The following is a 13512-nucleotide window of genomic DNA, read 5'->3' as shown; positions in this document are numbered from 1 at the left end:
CCGGGGTCCCGGACCGGACGGGTCCGGGAGCCGCTCGACACCGTCCGCCCGCGGCCCGGTTCACTCCGCGCGGTCGATCCGCACCGCCAGGTCGTTGTTGAGCGTGTAGTACGGCTTCGCGGTGACCGCGGCGGTCTCGGTGGCGACCGGCCCGGCCGCGGCCGACTCTCCGGCGTCCCGGGCGACGGGCTGCGCGGGGTAGGTGAAGATCCGCTTCTTGTCAGGGACGTCGTCCAGGATCCGCGCGACCCGCACCGCCTCGGCCCCTTCGGCGGGACGCAGCCACAGGTCCCACAGCCGACCCCCGGCCAGCGCCGCGAACGGCAGCGCGGCGGCGAACTCCCGCCGGTCGCCCCCCGTCCCGGCCGCGTCGGCGACCACCGGCTCGGCCGGCCCGCGCCGCGGCCACGCCTCCAGCCGCGCGGTGGCGGAGACCTCGCCGCCGTAGAGCCGTCCGCCGACCTCCAGGGCGCCGTCCCGCATCCGCAGCGCACCGGCCTCGGCGTGCGGCCAGCGCATCCACGCCCGGACGCTGAGGTTGCCGTGCTTGGTGGCGTAGGGGATGCGCACGCCCAGCCAGCCGCGGTTCTCGTGGGGAACCCGGTCCACCAGCGAGCGCAGGTCGTTGACGCCCGGGGAGAGCCTGCGCGGGTCGCGCCCGGCGAGCACGAGGAAGACGTTCCAGCGCCCCTCGGTCAGCCTGACGGTGCTGGGCAGCGCGGCGCGCAGCGTGCCGGGCTCCCCGTCCTGCACCGGGGTCAGCGGCAGCCTGACCTCTTCCGTCTCGCCCGAGGCGTCCGGACGGCGGCGCAGCAGCAGTCCCGCGTCCTCGCTTTCGGTCCCGGCGTCGGTCCCGGCGAGTCTCAGGTCGAAGGTGAGGCCGCCCGCGCTGTCGGCGGTGCAGTCGGTTGCCGGGCCGCGCTGGGCGGGCTGTGGGGGCACGGTCTCTCCAGCGTCGTGGCGGTGCTCCTCCTCGGCGCCGAGGGGAAGAGGGGCGAGCGGGCCGTCTGCGAGGGACGCCGCTCCTGTGGTGCCGGTCCGGATCGTGCTGCCGCTCATGCTGTGTGTCCTCCCTGGAGCGCCGCTTGTCCGTTGGCCAGCGCGTCCTTGACGGCGTAGGCCCCGCTCAGCAGCGAGGCGCGGGTACGGTGCAGGCCCCGGCTGCCCTTGCCGACGAGGTCGTGGAGTATCGACTCGTAGCGGGCCCCGATGAGCGAGGGGTCGAAGCGCGCGGAGTCGGCGAGCGCGGCCCGGCCCATCCGGCGGCGCAGTTCGTCGTCGTTGATCAGGCCGAGGAGCGCTCCGGCGACGGCGTCCTCGTCGCCGGTCGGTACGAGGCGTCCGTCGACGCCGGGCCGGACGATCTCGGCGGGACCGTGCGGACAGTCCGTGGCGACGACGGGCAGGCCGCAGCGCATGGCCTCGACGATGGTCATGCCGAAGGACTCCAGGCTGGAGGTGACGGCCGCTATCGACCCCTTGGCCCACTCCGGCTCGATGGGGTGGATGGGTCCCATCAGGAAGACGTGGTTGTAGAGCCCGAGTTCGTCTATGAGGGTGCGCAGCTCCGGCCGCTCCCGTCCTCCCCCGTAGATCCGCAGCCGCCAGTCCGGCCGCTCGGCCACCACCTTGGCGAAGGCGCGCACCAGCAGGTCGTACCGCTTGGCCGGGGCGAGCCGGCCCGCGGCGACGACCCATTTGCTGGAGCCGTCGGCCGGTTCGACGGCAGGTGCGGGGACGCTGTTGGGGACCGCCTCCACCCGGACACCGGGCAGTCGCAGCAGACGGCGGTAGTCGGCGGCGTCGGCCTCGGTGACGGTGGTCAGCGCGTCGAGCCGGGGATAGACGGTGCGCAGCACGCGTTTGAGGCTGCGGGAGTGGGTCGCGAGAGTGAGGTGCTCCTGCCCCAGTCTCGCGGGCCCGCGCCGGGTCTGGCGGGCGAGGTGGACGTTGAGGCCCGGCCGGGTGCCGATGACGACGTCCGCCTCGGTGCTGCCCAGGTGGTCCCCGATGAGGCGGTCGGTCAACTCGCTGTACATCGGGTGCTTGCCGTCGGCCTCCGGGAAGACCTGGGCAGGCCGGGCGTGTTCGGCGCCCAGGCCGTCCGGTGAGCGCACCCCGCGGGTGTCGACGAGGTGGCGCAGCCGCACCCCCGGTCCCGGGTCGAACACGGGCCGGTCCCGGGTCCGGAAGACCGAGACGACTTCGACGTCGTGGTGTTCGGCCAGGGAACGGGCCAGGTTGTAGGTGGTACGGACGGTTCCCCCGATGGCGTACCCGTTGTGGAGCAAGAAGGAAATGTGCATTTGTCCTGAGTCCCACGCATCCTCGCGGTCAGTCCCCCTCTGTCCGCCTGTCACCGAGCTAGACCGTTAAGTGCGGTGCAGGGTTGGGTGCGTTGAGCAGGTTGTTTCAGAAGAGTTCTGAATGGTTTTACTTTTGTGACCTGTTGAGGGGAACGAAACCCGTGCGCGGGACGTAACCGGCGGCGCCGACAGCAGACGTGGCGGCCCCGCCAGGTGTGCACCTGGCGGGGCCGCTCCGCTCCCGGCCGTCCGGCGGCCGGGCGCGACTGATCAGACGTCGAGCTTCTGACCGGCGAGGATGAGGTCGGGGTCGCTCCCGATGACGTCCTTGTTCGCGCGGTAGAGGTCCTTCCAGTCCTTGCCGTGCTCCGCGGCGATCGAGCCGAGGGTGTCACCGCTCTCGACCGTGTAGTTGCCGGATCCGCCACGTGTGGCACTGCGGCCCGGGTGCGTGGCGGGGCGGTCGTTCGACGGGGAGTCGGTGCGCGGCGCCGACTGCTGCCCGGAGCCCTGCTCGGACTGCGCCGGGCCGGTCGCCCGGGGCGGGGTGCCGGAGGCTCCGGCCTTGACCGAGCAGTTGGGCCAGGCGCCCCAGCCCTGGGCCTGCTGCACCTTGGTGGCGACCGCGATCTGCGCGGCCTTGCCGGCCTTGTCGGCGGTGGGCGCGTAGGCGCCGCCGCCGTAGGCCCGCCAGGTGCTCGCCGAGAACTGCAGGCCGCCGTAGTAGCCGTTGCCGGTGTTGGTCTGCCAGTTCCCTCCGCTCTCGCACTGGGCGATGCGGTCCCACACTCCGTCGTTCGACGCCGCCGAGGCCGTCGGAGCCGTGGCGGCGAGCAGGGCGAGCGGGGCGGCGAGACCGGCACCCGTGAGCACTGCTGTACGACGCTTGGACAAATCAAACCCTCTCCACGAACCCGGGAGACCCCGTTGCTCCCCCGTGCGGGCCGAGTAGCAGTGGGCGCGTCCGGCGCCCGCACTCGACTCCACCTGTCCCGGGTGGTGCTCGGTGCACCGCCGAGGAATGTAGGGAGCACCTCGCCCGAATTGCAACCAGAACACTGTCTTTGCAGGCCATGCACCGGTTACCGGCTATAACAGCGGTTTCAGGACACCCCCCGAACGGGTGCATTCCGGGCAGTAGTTGACAGTCCGACCGGCCCACTGTGAGTCAGCTCACCAGTCGAACTCCTGCGCGCTCGACAGGTATTGACGGGGTGTGAACTCTTCTCCCGGTTATGTGACCGGTTGCGTACGAACGGGGGACGTGCACCGGCACCCGCGCGTGACCGCGACCACAGGTCTCCCGTTGTCCAGGCGAACAGGAACCGAAAGCCAGGAGTCCCCGTGTCCCCCATGCTCGATGTCAGCGACGCCGTACGCGCCGAGATCGGCGAAGCAGAAGCCGAGAGGCTGCTCGCCGGAGAGAACGCCCCAGGAGACTACGACTGCACCTCGTGCCGCGCCCGGGGCAACACCGGCCAGGAGCGCACCAGCACCGTGCTGTTCGTCGGCGAGGAGACCGCGGTCCTCGCCTTCGCGCACGCGGCCTGCATCCCCTCCCAGGTGGTGACCGTCGCCGAGGACCAGCTCCAGGGCGCGGTACGCACCCTCTCCACGCCCGAGTCCGCCCCGGCCGGGCCGCCCGCCGAGCCCGCCGTCCCCTCGCCCGCCGCCGAGCCCGGGACGGGGCAGCGCCAGGCGGTGCTGGGCATCACCTGCGGCCAGGTCCTCATCGACGGCACCGCGCGCTCCGCGCTCGTGGTGGAGCCCACCGGCCCGATCGCCCGCCCGGGTTCGGACGGACCGGGCGACGACTTCCTGCCGCTGCTGATCGAGCAGGGCTTCATGCCCGTCACCGACGTGGGGCTGCTGCCCGCTCCGGTGGCCGGGTGGTCGGTGCTGGTGGCCATGGGGCAGCTGCACGCCGTCTTCCAGCCTCCCGCCACACCGGGCGGGCAGCCGGTCGCCTGGTGGCAGGCGCACCAGCCGCTCGCCGTCACCGAGGGCTGGCGCACCGCGGCCGCCAAGAACCACACGGTCGTGGTCTACGCCGCCCCCGCGGGCTCCATCGGCCAGCAGCCGCGCGAGGACCTGCTGCGGGAAGCGCTGGAGAAGGCGGCGGCCGGCGGTGTGCTGGTGGCCGGCACGATGCCGCTGACGGGCACATGAGCCGCCCTCCGCACGCGCACGGGCCGCGCTCCCGGCACCTTCCGGCGGCCGGGAGCGGGAGCACGAACAGCTCGGGACAACTGGTGCGATCCGGTCATTCGCCACACGCGGCCGCATCCGGTGTGCCGCACGGTCGTTGGGCAGACGTGCAGCCATACGAGCCTCTCCGAGCCCCTCACCCGCATCTCGGCCACGGCCGCGCCGTGAGCGCGTCCGGGGCCCCCGCCGTACCCCGGATGCGGGCGCCGTACAGCTCGTCCCCCGAGGGGTCAACGCCCATCTACGACTCGCTGTACGCGGAGTACCGCAGACTCTTCCGGGCCCTGCCGGGAGACCGCTCCGGCGAGGAGGAACTGCGCTTCGAGGGGTTCGGCACAGTGCACGGCATCGGGTCGGGCTCCTGGAGCGACCAGGAGTCCCCGGCCGCCTGGCACACCCCCTCCTGGCAGCTTCCGGCGCTGCCTCCCGCGCCCCGCCACGGCCCCCACCGCTGACGGGCGCCCCGCCGGAACCCGGGACCGGGTTCCGGCGGGGCGCTGCCCGAAGCGGCTACTTCTTGCGGCCGCGCTTCTCGCGCACCCGCACCGAGAGCTGGACCGGGGTCCCCTCGAAACCGAACTTCTCACGCAGGCGACGCTCCACGAAGCGCCGGTAGCCGGCCTCCAGGAAGCCCGAGGCGAACAGCACGAAGCGCGGCGGTCGGGTGCCGGCCTGGGTGCCGAAGAGGATGCGCGGCTGCTTCCCGCCGCGTACCGGATGCGGGTGCGCGGCGACGATCTCGCCGAGGAAGGCGTTGAGCTTGCCCGTCGGGACCCGCGTCTCCCAGCTCTCCAGCGCCGTCTCGATCGCCGGTACCAGCTTCTCCACATGCCGTCCGGTGCGTGCCGAGACATTGACGCGGGGCGCCCAGCGCACCTGGACGAGGTCCCGCTCGATCTCCCGCTCCAGGTAGTAGCGGCGCTCCTCGTCCAGGGTGTCCCACTTGTTGTAGGCCAGCACCACGGCCCGGCCGGAGTCCACCGCCATGGTGATGATGCGCAGATCCTGCACGCTGATCGACTCGCTGACGTCGATCAGCACGACAGCGACCTCCGCCTTCTCCAGCGCCGCCGCGGTACGCAGCGAGGCGTAGTAGTCGGCGCCCTCGGCCATGTGGACCCGCCGCCGGATACCCGCCGTGTCCACGAACTTCCAGGTCCGGCCGCCGAGTTCGATCAGCTCGTCCACCGGGTCGCGGGTGGTGCCGGCCTCCTCGTTGACGACGACGCGCTCCTCACCCGCCACCTTGTTCAGCATCGAGGACTTGCCGACGTTGGGGCGGCCGATGAGCGCGACCCGGCGCGGGCCGCCCAGCGGGACGCCGTCGAAGGTCTGCCGGGGCGCCTCGGGCAGTGCCTTGAGCACCTCGTCCAGCATGTCTCCCGTACCGCGCCCGTGCAGCGCCGAGACGGGGTGCGGCTCGCCCAGGCCCAGCGACCACAGATAGGCCGCGTCGGCCTCTCCCGACGGGCCGTCGACCTTGTTGGCACACAGCACCACGGGCTTGCCCGCGCGGCGCAGCAGCTTGACGACCGCCTCGTCGGTGTCGGTGGCGCCGACGGCGGCGTCCACCACGAACACCACCGCGTCGGCGGCCTCGACGGCGAACTCGGCCTGCGCCGCGACGGAGGCGTCGATGCCGAGGACGTCCTGCTCCCAGCCTCCGGTGTCGACGACCTTGAAGCGGCGGCCCGCCCACTCCGCCTCGTAGGTGACCCGGTCCCTGGTGACGCCCGGACGGTCCTCGACCACGGCCTCGCGACGGCCGATGATCCGGTTCACCAGGGTCGACTTGCCCACGTTGGGCCGGCCGACGACGGCGAGGACGGGCAGCGGCCCGTGCCCCGCCTCGCCGAGCGCGCCCTCGACCTCCTCCTGGTCGAAGCCCTCCTCGGCGGCGAGCTCCATGAACTCGGCGAACTCGGCGTCACCCAGCTCACCGTGGCCCTGCTCGGTGCCGTCGTCGGCGGGGTGCATCTGGTCGTTCATGACGTCTCGTCCTCGTCGTTCAGCGGGTCTGTGCGGCTGCCGCGAAGGGCGCGGCCGCCGGGTGGTACGGGGGTCAGGGGCCCGCGCGGCCGGTGAGCCGCCTGGCCTCGGTCAGATGCCCGGCGAGCCGTTCCTGGAGCCGTACGGTGGCCTCGTCCAGCGCCTTCCTGGTCCGGCGGCCGGAGCCGTCCCCCACGGTGCACGGGTCGCCGAAGACCACGTCGACCCGGCCGCGCAGCGGCGGCAGCGCCCGTATCAGCCGACCCGGGCGGTCCGAGCTGCCGAGCACCGCGACCGGGACGACGGGCGCGCCGGAGCGCAGCGCGAAGTAGGCGAGCCCGCCGCGCAGCGCGGCGAAGTCGCCCTCGCCGCGGGTGCCCTCCGGAAAGATCCCCAGCGCCCCGCCCTGCTTCAGCACCGCCAGCGCGCGGGTCACCGCCGTGCGGTCGGCGCCGCTGCGGTCGACCTCGAGCTGGCCGATGCCGCGCAGGAACGGGTCGAGCGGACCGACGAACGCCTCTTTCTTGATCAGGAAGTGCACGGGCCGCGGTGCGGTCCCCATCAGCATGGGTCCGTCGATGTTGTGCGCGTGGTTGACCGCGAGGATCACCGGGCCGCTCGCCGGCACCCGCCAGGCGCCCAGCACCCGGGGGCGCCACAGGGTGTACATCAGCCCGATGCCGATCCGGCGGCCGACGGCGGCGCCCCGCTCGCTCGCGGCGGAGTCGGATGCCGTCACCTGGCGGCCTTCTCCCGGTCCTGCGCGGGACCCTCCTTGTCCGCCGCCGCCTTCTCCACGAGGGTGACGACGCACTCGACGACCTGCTCCAGGGTCAGCTCGGTGGTGTCCACCTCGACGGCGTCGTCGGCCTTCTTCAGCGGGGAGGTCTTGCGGCTGGAGTCCGCCCGGTCGCGGGCGGTCAGCGCCTGCTGGGTGGCGGCCAGGTCGCCGACGGAGGTGCCGTCGGCGGTCTTGAGCTCGCCGTTCCGCCGTGCGGCCCGCGCCTCGGGAGAGGCGGTGAGGAAGACCTTCAGGTCCGCGTCGGGCAGCACCGTGGTGCCGATGTCCCGGCCCTCGACGACGATGCCGCCGCGCGCCTCCACCGCGATCGTCCGCTGGAGCCCCGTGATCCGCTCCCGCACCTCGGGCACCGCGCTGACCGCGCTGACCGCGGCGGTGACCTCCTGGGTGCGGATCGGGCCGGAGGCGTCCGCGCCGTCGGCAGCGATCGCCGGGGAGAGCGGATCGGTGCCGGAGACGATGCTGGGCTTGCCCGCTGCGGCCGCGACGGCGTCGGCGTCGGCGGTGTCGACGCCGTTGGTCAGCATCCACCAGGTGATCGCCCGGTACTGGGCCCCGGTGTCGAGGTAGCTCAGCCCCAGCCGGGCCGCGACGGCCTTGGACGTGCTCGACTTGCCCGTGCCGGAGGGGCCGTCGATGGCGACAATCACTGCCGGGGTTGCAGACACGGTTGTGGGCACCTTTCGTGGGTCTGAGGCTCGCGCGCGGCGCACAGGAACGGACGGGACCGCCCTGGGCCCCCGCACAAGGCTACCGGCTGCCACGGACACGCCAGGCCGCGCGTCCGGACCCCGGCGCCGCCCCGCGGTGCGGCCGCGGCCCGCTCCGACAGCGCGCCCAGGCCCCGTCGGCTCGTCGGACCCGCCGGCTTCACTGCCGCAGGGACCAGCCGCGTTCGCGCAGCGCCTGCTCCAGCACCGGCACCGCACCCGGCTCCACCATGAGCTGCATCCGGCCGGCCTGCTGCCCGGTCGCGTGCTCGATGCGGACGTCCTCGATGTTCACACCCACCGATCCCGCGTCGGCGAAGATCCTGGCGAGCTGCCCCGGGCGGTCGCTGATCAGCACCGTCACCGTCTCGTAGGCGGTCGGCGCCTGGCCGTGCTTGCCCGGGACCCGGGCCCGCCCCGCGTTGCCGCGGCGCAGCAGTTCCGCCACGCCCGCGGTCCCGCTGGAGCGCTTCGCCTCGTCGGCCGACTCCAGCTCGCGCAGCGCCCGCACGGCGGTGTCCAGGTCGGTGGCGACCGCGGCGAGGATGTCGGCCACCGGGCCGGGGTTCGCGGAGAGGATGTCCACCCACATCGCCGGGTCGGATCCGGCGATCCGGGTCACGTCCCGGATGCCCTGGCCGCACAGGCGCACATCGGTCTCGGCGGCCTCCTCGAGCCGCGCCGCCACCAGCGTCGAGAGGAGCTGCGGGGTGTGCGAGACCAGCGCGACGGCCCGGTCGTGCGCGTCCGCGTCCATCACCACCGGCACCGCCCCGCACAGCGCGATCAGCTCCAGGGCGAGGTTGAGCACCTCCGTGTCGGTGCCCTGGGTGGGGGTGAGCACCCAGGGTCGCCCCTCGAACAGGTCGGCCGAGGCGGCCAGCGGACCGGACTGCTCGCGGCCGGACATGGGGTGGCTGCCCAGGTAGGTCGTCAGGTCGCCGCCCCGCTCCAGCAGCTCCCGGCGCGGGCCGCCCTTGACGCTGCCCACGTCGATGACGCCGCGCGCCAGCCCGGCGCGCTGCACCTCGGCGACGGTCGCGGCCAGGTGCGCCGGCGGCACGGCCACGATCGCCAGGTCGACGGGGGAGCCGGGGGCGGGTTCCTCGCCGGTTCCGGCGCCCAGCGCGACGGCCGTGCGGACCCGCTCCGGGTCGCGGTCGCTGAGGTGCACCCCGACGCCCCGCGCGGAGAGCGCCAGCGCGGCCGAGGTGCCGATGAGTCCCGTACCGAGCACGAGGGCGGTGCGCATTGCCGTGGCGTGTCCTTACTGGGCGATGTCCTTGCGGAGGGCGGCTGCGGCGCCCAGATAGACGTGCTGGACGCCGGACCTGGGCAGCTCGGTCTCCGTGTGAGCAAGGATACGGACCACCCGGGGCATCGCACCCGCGACCTCGAGTTCCTGCGCGCAGATCAGCGGCACGTCCGCGATGCCCAGCTTGCGGGCCGCGGCGGCGGGGAAGTCGCTGTGCAGGTCCGGGGTGGCGGTGAACCAGATGCTGATCAGGTCCTCGGTGGAGAGGCCGTTGCGCTCCAGCACCTCGGTCAGCAGTTCCCCGACCCGCTCGTTCATGTGTCCGGCCTCGTCCCGGTCGAGCTGGACGGCCCCCCGTACCGCACGCACCGCCACCGCCGCTCGCCCCTTTCCGACCCGCCGCCGGTCCCGATCCCCTGCCGGCCGCCTGCCGGCGGGGCCAGGGTAGGTACGTTCCAGCGCGGATGTCCGGGCCGCCCGCACAGTGAGACGGTACAAGTGGAGGCATGCTCTTCCACGTGGTCCCGCTCGACGACTGGTTGCTCGCCCCGGACCGGCCGTACGCGCCGCGCGCGCTGGCCGAGGACGGGTTCATCTCCTGCACGCCCGACGAGAAGCAGGCGCTGGCCGTCGCCGACGCGCGCTTCCGCGAGGCGGTGGGGCCGCTGATGGCCCTCATGATCGACGAACGGCGGCTGGACGCCCGCGTCTGCTGGGACCCCGCGCCGCGGATCCACGGGCGGGTGAACCGGTCCGCCGTGGCGGGCATGCTGGAGGTCCGGCGCGACGACGAGGGCCGGGCCGTCGATCTGGCGCTGTGGTCCTGAGCCCCCGGGCCCGCCCAAGTCCCCGGGCCCGCCCGTTCCCGACGACCGGGCGCAGGGTGCGCTCCGGGCGCCGGTGGCGCCGGGCCGGGTGCCCGCGGCGCGAGCAGGCTCTCCGCGGCCGCGGAGAGCCCTGCGCCGCTACAGGCCGACCTCGCCCATCAGCATGCCGACCTCGGTGTTGGTGAGGCGGCGCAGCCAGCCGGACTTCTGGTCGCCCAGCGCGATGGGGCCGAAGCGGGTGCGCACCAGCCGCTCCACCGGGAACCCGGCCTCGGCCAGCATGCGCCGCACGATGTGCTTGCGCCCCTCGTGCAGCGCGACCTCGACCAGGTAGTTCTTTCCGGTGTTCTCGACGACCCGGAAGTGGTCGGCGCGCGCGTACCCGTCGTCGAGCCGGATCCCGGACTTCAGCTGCTTGCCCAGGTCCCGGGGCAGCGGGCCCTGGATGGCCGCCAGGTAGGTCTTGGTCACGCCGTACCGCGGATGGGTGAGCCGGTGCGCCAGCTCACCGTGGTTGGTGAGCAGGATGATCCCCTCGGTCTCGGTGTCGAGACGGCCCACGTGGAAGAGCCGGGTCTCCCGGTTCTGTACATAGTCGCCCAGGCACTGGCGGCCGTCGGGGTCCTCCATGGAGGCGACGACCCCGGCGGGCTTGTTCAGCGCGAAGAAGAGGTACGACTGGGTCGCGATGGTCAGTCCGTCGACCTTGATCTCGTCCTTCTCCGGGTCGACGCGCAGCCCCTGCTCCCGGACGATCTCGCCGTTGACCTCCACCCTGGCCTGCTCGACCAGCCCCTCGCAGGCGCGGCGCGAGCCCATGCCCGCACGTGCCAGCACCTTCTGCAGGCGCTCGCCCTCCACCTCGCCGAACGTCTTGGGGAGCTTGACCGGGGGCTTGCTGTGCCGGGCCCGGTTGCGCTCCTCGATCTGCGCCTCGTACTCGCGGGGGCGCGCGGGCGCCGAGGCCCGGCGGGCGCGTGCCTTGGGGGCGCCGCTCTTGGTCACGTCCTTGCGCACGTTGGCCTTGCCGCCGGGCTTGCCGCCCTGGCCCTTGGCGGCGCCGCCCTGGCCCTTCGGGGCGCCGGGCTTCGCCTTCGGGGCGCCGGGCTTCGCCTTCGGGGCGCCGGGCTTGCCGCCGCCGGGCTTGCCGCCGCCGGACCCGGCGCTGCCGGACCCGGCGCCGGAGCCGCCCTGGGGGTAGCGGCGCTCCTCGGGGCGCGGCGGCCGGGAGTCCGCGGACTGCTGCCGCCCTCGCTGCCCGCCCTGGCCCTGCCGGCCGCCGGAGGCGCCCTGCCCGCGCCGGGCACCCTGCCCGCGGCCCTCCTGGCCGCCGCGGCCCGCGCCGCCCTGCTTGCCGCCTCGGTTTCCGCCGGTGTTCCTGCCGCTGCTTCGCATCAATGTTCCGTCTGGGAGTCGGGGGAAGGATCGTCTACGTCGAACGACGGCATACCTTCCTGGGTCTCCCCCTCGACGGCCTCCGCTTCCGGGAGGAAGGGCGCCAGCTCCGGAAGCTCGTCCAGGCCGCGCAGGCCCATCCGCTCCAGGAAGTAATGCGTCGTCCTGTAAAGGATCGCACCTGTCTCGGGTTCCGTGCCCGCCTCCTCCAGCAGACCGCGCTGGAGCAGGGTGCGCATCACGCCGTCGCAGTTCACACCGCGTACGGCGGAGACCCTCGAGCGGCTGACCGGCTGCCGGTAGGCGACGACGGCGAGGGTCTCCAGCGCCGCCTGGGTCAGCCGGGCCTGCTGCCCGTCCAGTACGAAACGCTCCACCGCGTCCGCGTAGTCGCTGCGGGTGTAGAACCGCCAACCGCCCGCGACCAGCCGCAGCTCGAAGCCGCGGCCCTCGACGGTGTACGCGTCGGCCAGCTCGCGCAGCGCGTCCGACACCTCGCGCGGGCGACGCTCCAGGACCTTGGCCAGGTGCTCGGGGGTGGCGGGCTCGTCGACGACCATCAGCACCGCCTCCAGCGCGGGCTTCAGCTCCAGCTCCGCGACGCCGTTGCCCCCCGCGGGCTCCGCCGCCGGGCCGCGCTCCTCCTCGGCCTCCTGCACCTCGTAGGTCTCCGCGTGAGTCTCCGCCGGGCCATCGGCCGCCCTCTCCGGAGCCTCGGCCTCCGCCGCTCCGGGTGCTCCGCCGGTTCCGGCCCGGTCGCCGACCGCTTCAGTCATCCTTGCGCTCTCCTGGCTCCTGGTCGAACTCGTCGGTCACCAGCGGTGTCCCGTCTCCGGCGTCCGCGGTGCCGCTCCATCTGACGAGGAGCGCGCCCAGCGCCTCGTCCTGGTCCAGCGCGACGGCCCGCTCCCGGTAGAGCTCCAGCAGCGCGAGGAAGCGGGCGACGACGGTGAGGGTGTCGGGGGCGTCCCGGGTCAGCTCCTGGAAGCTGGCCTCGCCCCGCTCCCGCAGCCGCGCCACGACCACCTCGGCCTGCTCCCGGACGCTGACCAGCGGCGCGTGGATGTGCTCGACATACACCTGCGGCTTGGGCTTGGGCCGCATCGCCTTGACGGCCAGCCTGGCGAAGCCCTCCGGGCCGACGCTGAGGGCCACCTCGGGCAGCAGCTCGGCGTGGTCCGGTTCCAGCCCCACGGTGCGCGGGTGACGCCGGGCCTCCTCCTCCAGCCGGGTCGCGAAGATGTTCGCGATCTCCTTGTAGGCGCGGTACTGGAGCAGCCGTGCGAAGAGCAGGTCCCGGGCCTCCAGCAGCGCCAGGTCCGCCTCGTCCTCCACCTCGGCCTGCGGCAGCAGCCGGGCGGCCTTCAGATCGAGCAGCGTGGCGGCGACGACGAGGAACTCGGTGGTCTGGTCGAGATCCCACTCCGGGCCCATGGCGCGGATGTGGGCCATGAACTCGTCGGTGACCCGGGAGAGGGCGACTTCGGTGACGTCCAGCTTGTGTTTGGAGATGAGCTGGAGCAACAGGTCGAAGGGGCCCTCGAAGTTGTCGAGGACGACCCTGAACCGCCCGTCGTCGGCCTCCTGCCCGGCCTCGGCGGCCCCGGCCGGGTCGGCAGGGGCTTCGGGGTGCGCTTCCCCGGCGGCCGGTCCGGCGGCCCCTTCCGGTCCGCCGGGCGGTTCCTCGGGCTCCGCGCGGAGTTCGGCCGCGGGCTCGTCGCCCTCGCGGAGTTCAGACGCGGACCCCTCGACCGGTCCGAGGGGTTCCGCGGCGGACCCGTCCGCCGGTCCGCCGGGCAGTTCCTCCGGCTCCGGTGCGGGTGCGGAACGTTCCGCCGGTACCGGCGCAGGCGGCGCGCTCGGCGCCGCGGGAGCCGGTCCGGCCGCCGCGGCCCCATCAGGGCTCCCGACGGCGGCGGGCTCCGCCTCGTACGCCGTCCCGGGCCCCCGCCCCAGCGGTCGGCGGGAGCCCCGGCTGCGGAGTGCGTCGTCAGGAGTGGGCATCGCAGGCAGCGTACTG

At 73.7% G+C, this 13512-nt stretch carries 14 protein-coding genes; 3 read left to right on the top strand and 11 right to left on the bottom strand.

Annotated features, from left to right (window positions below; all coding sequences use genetic code 11):
- Positions 1–60: 60 nt before the first annotated feature.
- The 3 genes from ACFYNS_RS16955 to ACFYNS_RS16945 all read right to left on the bottom strand — a co-directional run bounded on the left by ACFYNS_RS16955 (position 61) and on the right by ACFYNS_RS16945 (position 3200).
- Complete coding sequence (locus ACFYNS_RS16955) at positions 61–1059, bottom strand: hypothetical protein (protein WP_388603550.1); 999 nt, start codon at positions 1057–1059, stop codon at positions 61–63.
- The gene (locus ACFYNS_RS16950) at positions 1056–2306 is read right to left on the bottom strand and encodes a glycosyltransferase family 4 protein (RefSeq protein WP_360295562.1); all 1251 of its coding nucleotides are present in this window, start codon (positions 2304–2306) and stop codon (positions 1056–1058) included. The genes ACFYNS_RS16955 and ACFYNS_RS16950 overlap by 4 nt, the downstream gene beginning before the upstream one ends.
- Before the next feature lie 270 nt (positions 2307–2576).
- Positions 2577–3200 carry a transglycosylase family protein gene (locus ACFYNS_RS16945; protein ID WP_388603547.1) on the bottom strand — a complete coding sequence of 208 codons (624 nt, stop codon included), beginning with the start codon at positions 3198–3200 and terminating at the stop codon, positions 2577–2579.
- Positions 3201–3659: 459 nt separating this feature from the next.
- Between ACFYNS_RS16945 and ACFYNS_RS16940 the strand changes: the two genes are divergently transcribed.
- Both ACFYNS_RS16940 and ACFYNS_RS16935 read left to right on the top strand, forming a co-directional pair.
- Positions 3660–4475 (top strand): hypothetical protein, encoded by an 816-nt coding sequence (locus ACFYNS_RS16940; RefSeq protein WP_388603712.1) that lies wholly within the window; start codon positions 3660–3662, stop codon positions 4473–4475.
- Positions 4476–4678: 203 nt separating this feature from the next.
- Positions 4679–4969, top strand: coding sequence for a hypothetical protein (locus ACFYNS_RS16935; protein ID WP_360295556.1), 291 nt, complete (start codon positions 4679–4681; stop codon positions 4967–4969).
- Positions 4970–5024: 55 nt separating this feature from the next.
- Here ACFYNS_RS16935 and der read toward each other — a convergent pair whose 3' ends face one another.
- The 5 genes from der to aroH all read right to left on the bottom strand — a co-directional run bounded on the left by der (position 5025) and on the right by aroH (position 9645).
- Positions 5025–6503, bottom strand: a complete 1479-nt coding sequence (gene der / locus ACFYNS_RS16930; RefSeq protein WP_388603545.1) for a ribosome biogenesis GTPase Der — start codon at positions 6501–6503, stop codon at positions 5025–5027.
- 73 nt (positions 6504–6576) lie between these two features.
- Positions 6577–7242, bottom strand: a complete 666-nt coding sequence (locus ACFYNS_RS16925) for a lysophospholipid acyltransferase family protein (RefSeq protein ID WP_360295550.1) — start codon at positions 7240–7242, stop codon at positions 6577–6579.
- Positions 7239–7973 carry a (d)CMP kinase gene (gene cmk / locus ACFYNS_RS16920; protein ID WP_360295547.1) on the bottom strand — a complete coding sequence of 245 codons (735 nt, stop codon included), beginning with the start codon at positions 7971–7973 and terminating at the stop codon, positions 7239–7241. The genes ACFYNS_RS16925 and cmk overlap by 4 nt, the downstream gene beginning before the upstream one ends.
- 202 nt (positions 7974–8175) lie before the next feature.
- Positions 8176–9267: a prephenate dehydrogenase gene (locus ACFYNS_RS16915; protein WP_360295544.1), complete on the bottom strand. Its 1092-nt coding sequence runs from the start codon at positions 9265–9267 to the stop codon at positions 8176–8178.
- A gap of 15 nt (positions 9268–9282) precedes the next feature.
- Positions 9283–9645 (bottom strand): chorismate mutase, encoded by a 363-nt coding sequence (gene aroH, locus ACFYNS_RS16910; RefSeq protein WP_360295542.1) that lies wholly within the window; start codon positions 9643–9645, stop codon positions 9283–9285.
- A 131-nt stretch (positions 9646–9776) separates the two neighbouring features.
- On the opposite strand from aroH, the gene ACFYNS_RS16905 reads away from it, so the two are divergent.
- Positions 9777–10097 carry a DUF952 domain-containing protein gene (locus ACFYNS_RS16905; RefSeq protein ID WP_019355320.1) on the top strand — a complete coding sequence of 107 codons (321 nt, stop codon included), beginning with the start codon at positions 9777–9779 and terminating at the stop codon, positions 10095–10097.
- A 138-nt stretch (positions 10098–10235) separates the two neighbouring features.
- On the opposite strand, the gene ACFYNS_RS16900 is transcribed toward ACFYNS_RS16905, so the two are convergent.
- The 3 genes from ACFYNS_RS16900 to ACFYNS_RS16890 are packed head-to-tail and all read right to left on the bottom strand — an operon-like array spanning position 10236 to position 13496.
- Positions 10236–11492 (bottom strand): pseudouridine synthase, encoded by a 1257-nt coding sequence (locus tag ACFYNS_RS16900; protein WP_388603540.1) that lies wholly within the window; start codon positions 11490–11492, stop codon positions 10236–10238.
- On the bottom strand, positions 11492–12268 hold the full coding sequence (gene scpB / locus ACFYNS_RS16895; RefSeq protein WP_360300199.1) for an SMC-Scp complex subunit ScpB: 777 nt from the start codon (positions 12266–12268) through the stop codon (positions 11492–11494). The genes ACFYNS_RS16900 and scpB overlap by 1 nt, the downstream gene beginning before the upstream one ends.
- Positions 12261–13496, bottom strand: coding sequence for a segregation/condensation protein A (locus ACFYNS_RS16890; protein WP_360300202.1), 1236 nt, complete (start codon positions 13494–13496; stop codon positions 12261–12263). Before ACFYNS_RS16890 ends, scpB begins: the two co-directional genes overlap by 8 nt.
- Positions 13497–13512: the final 16 nt, after the last annotated feature.

It is taken from the genome of Streptomyces sp. NPDC006925 (assembly GCF_042869575.1).
Taxonomy (GTDB): Bacteria; Actinomycetota; Actinomycetes; order Streptomycetales; family Streptomycetaceae; genus Streptomyces.
Note: the sequence above shows the minus strand (reverse complement) of the source record. Positions and strands in the feature narration are given on the sequence as shown.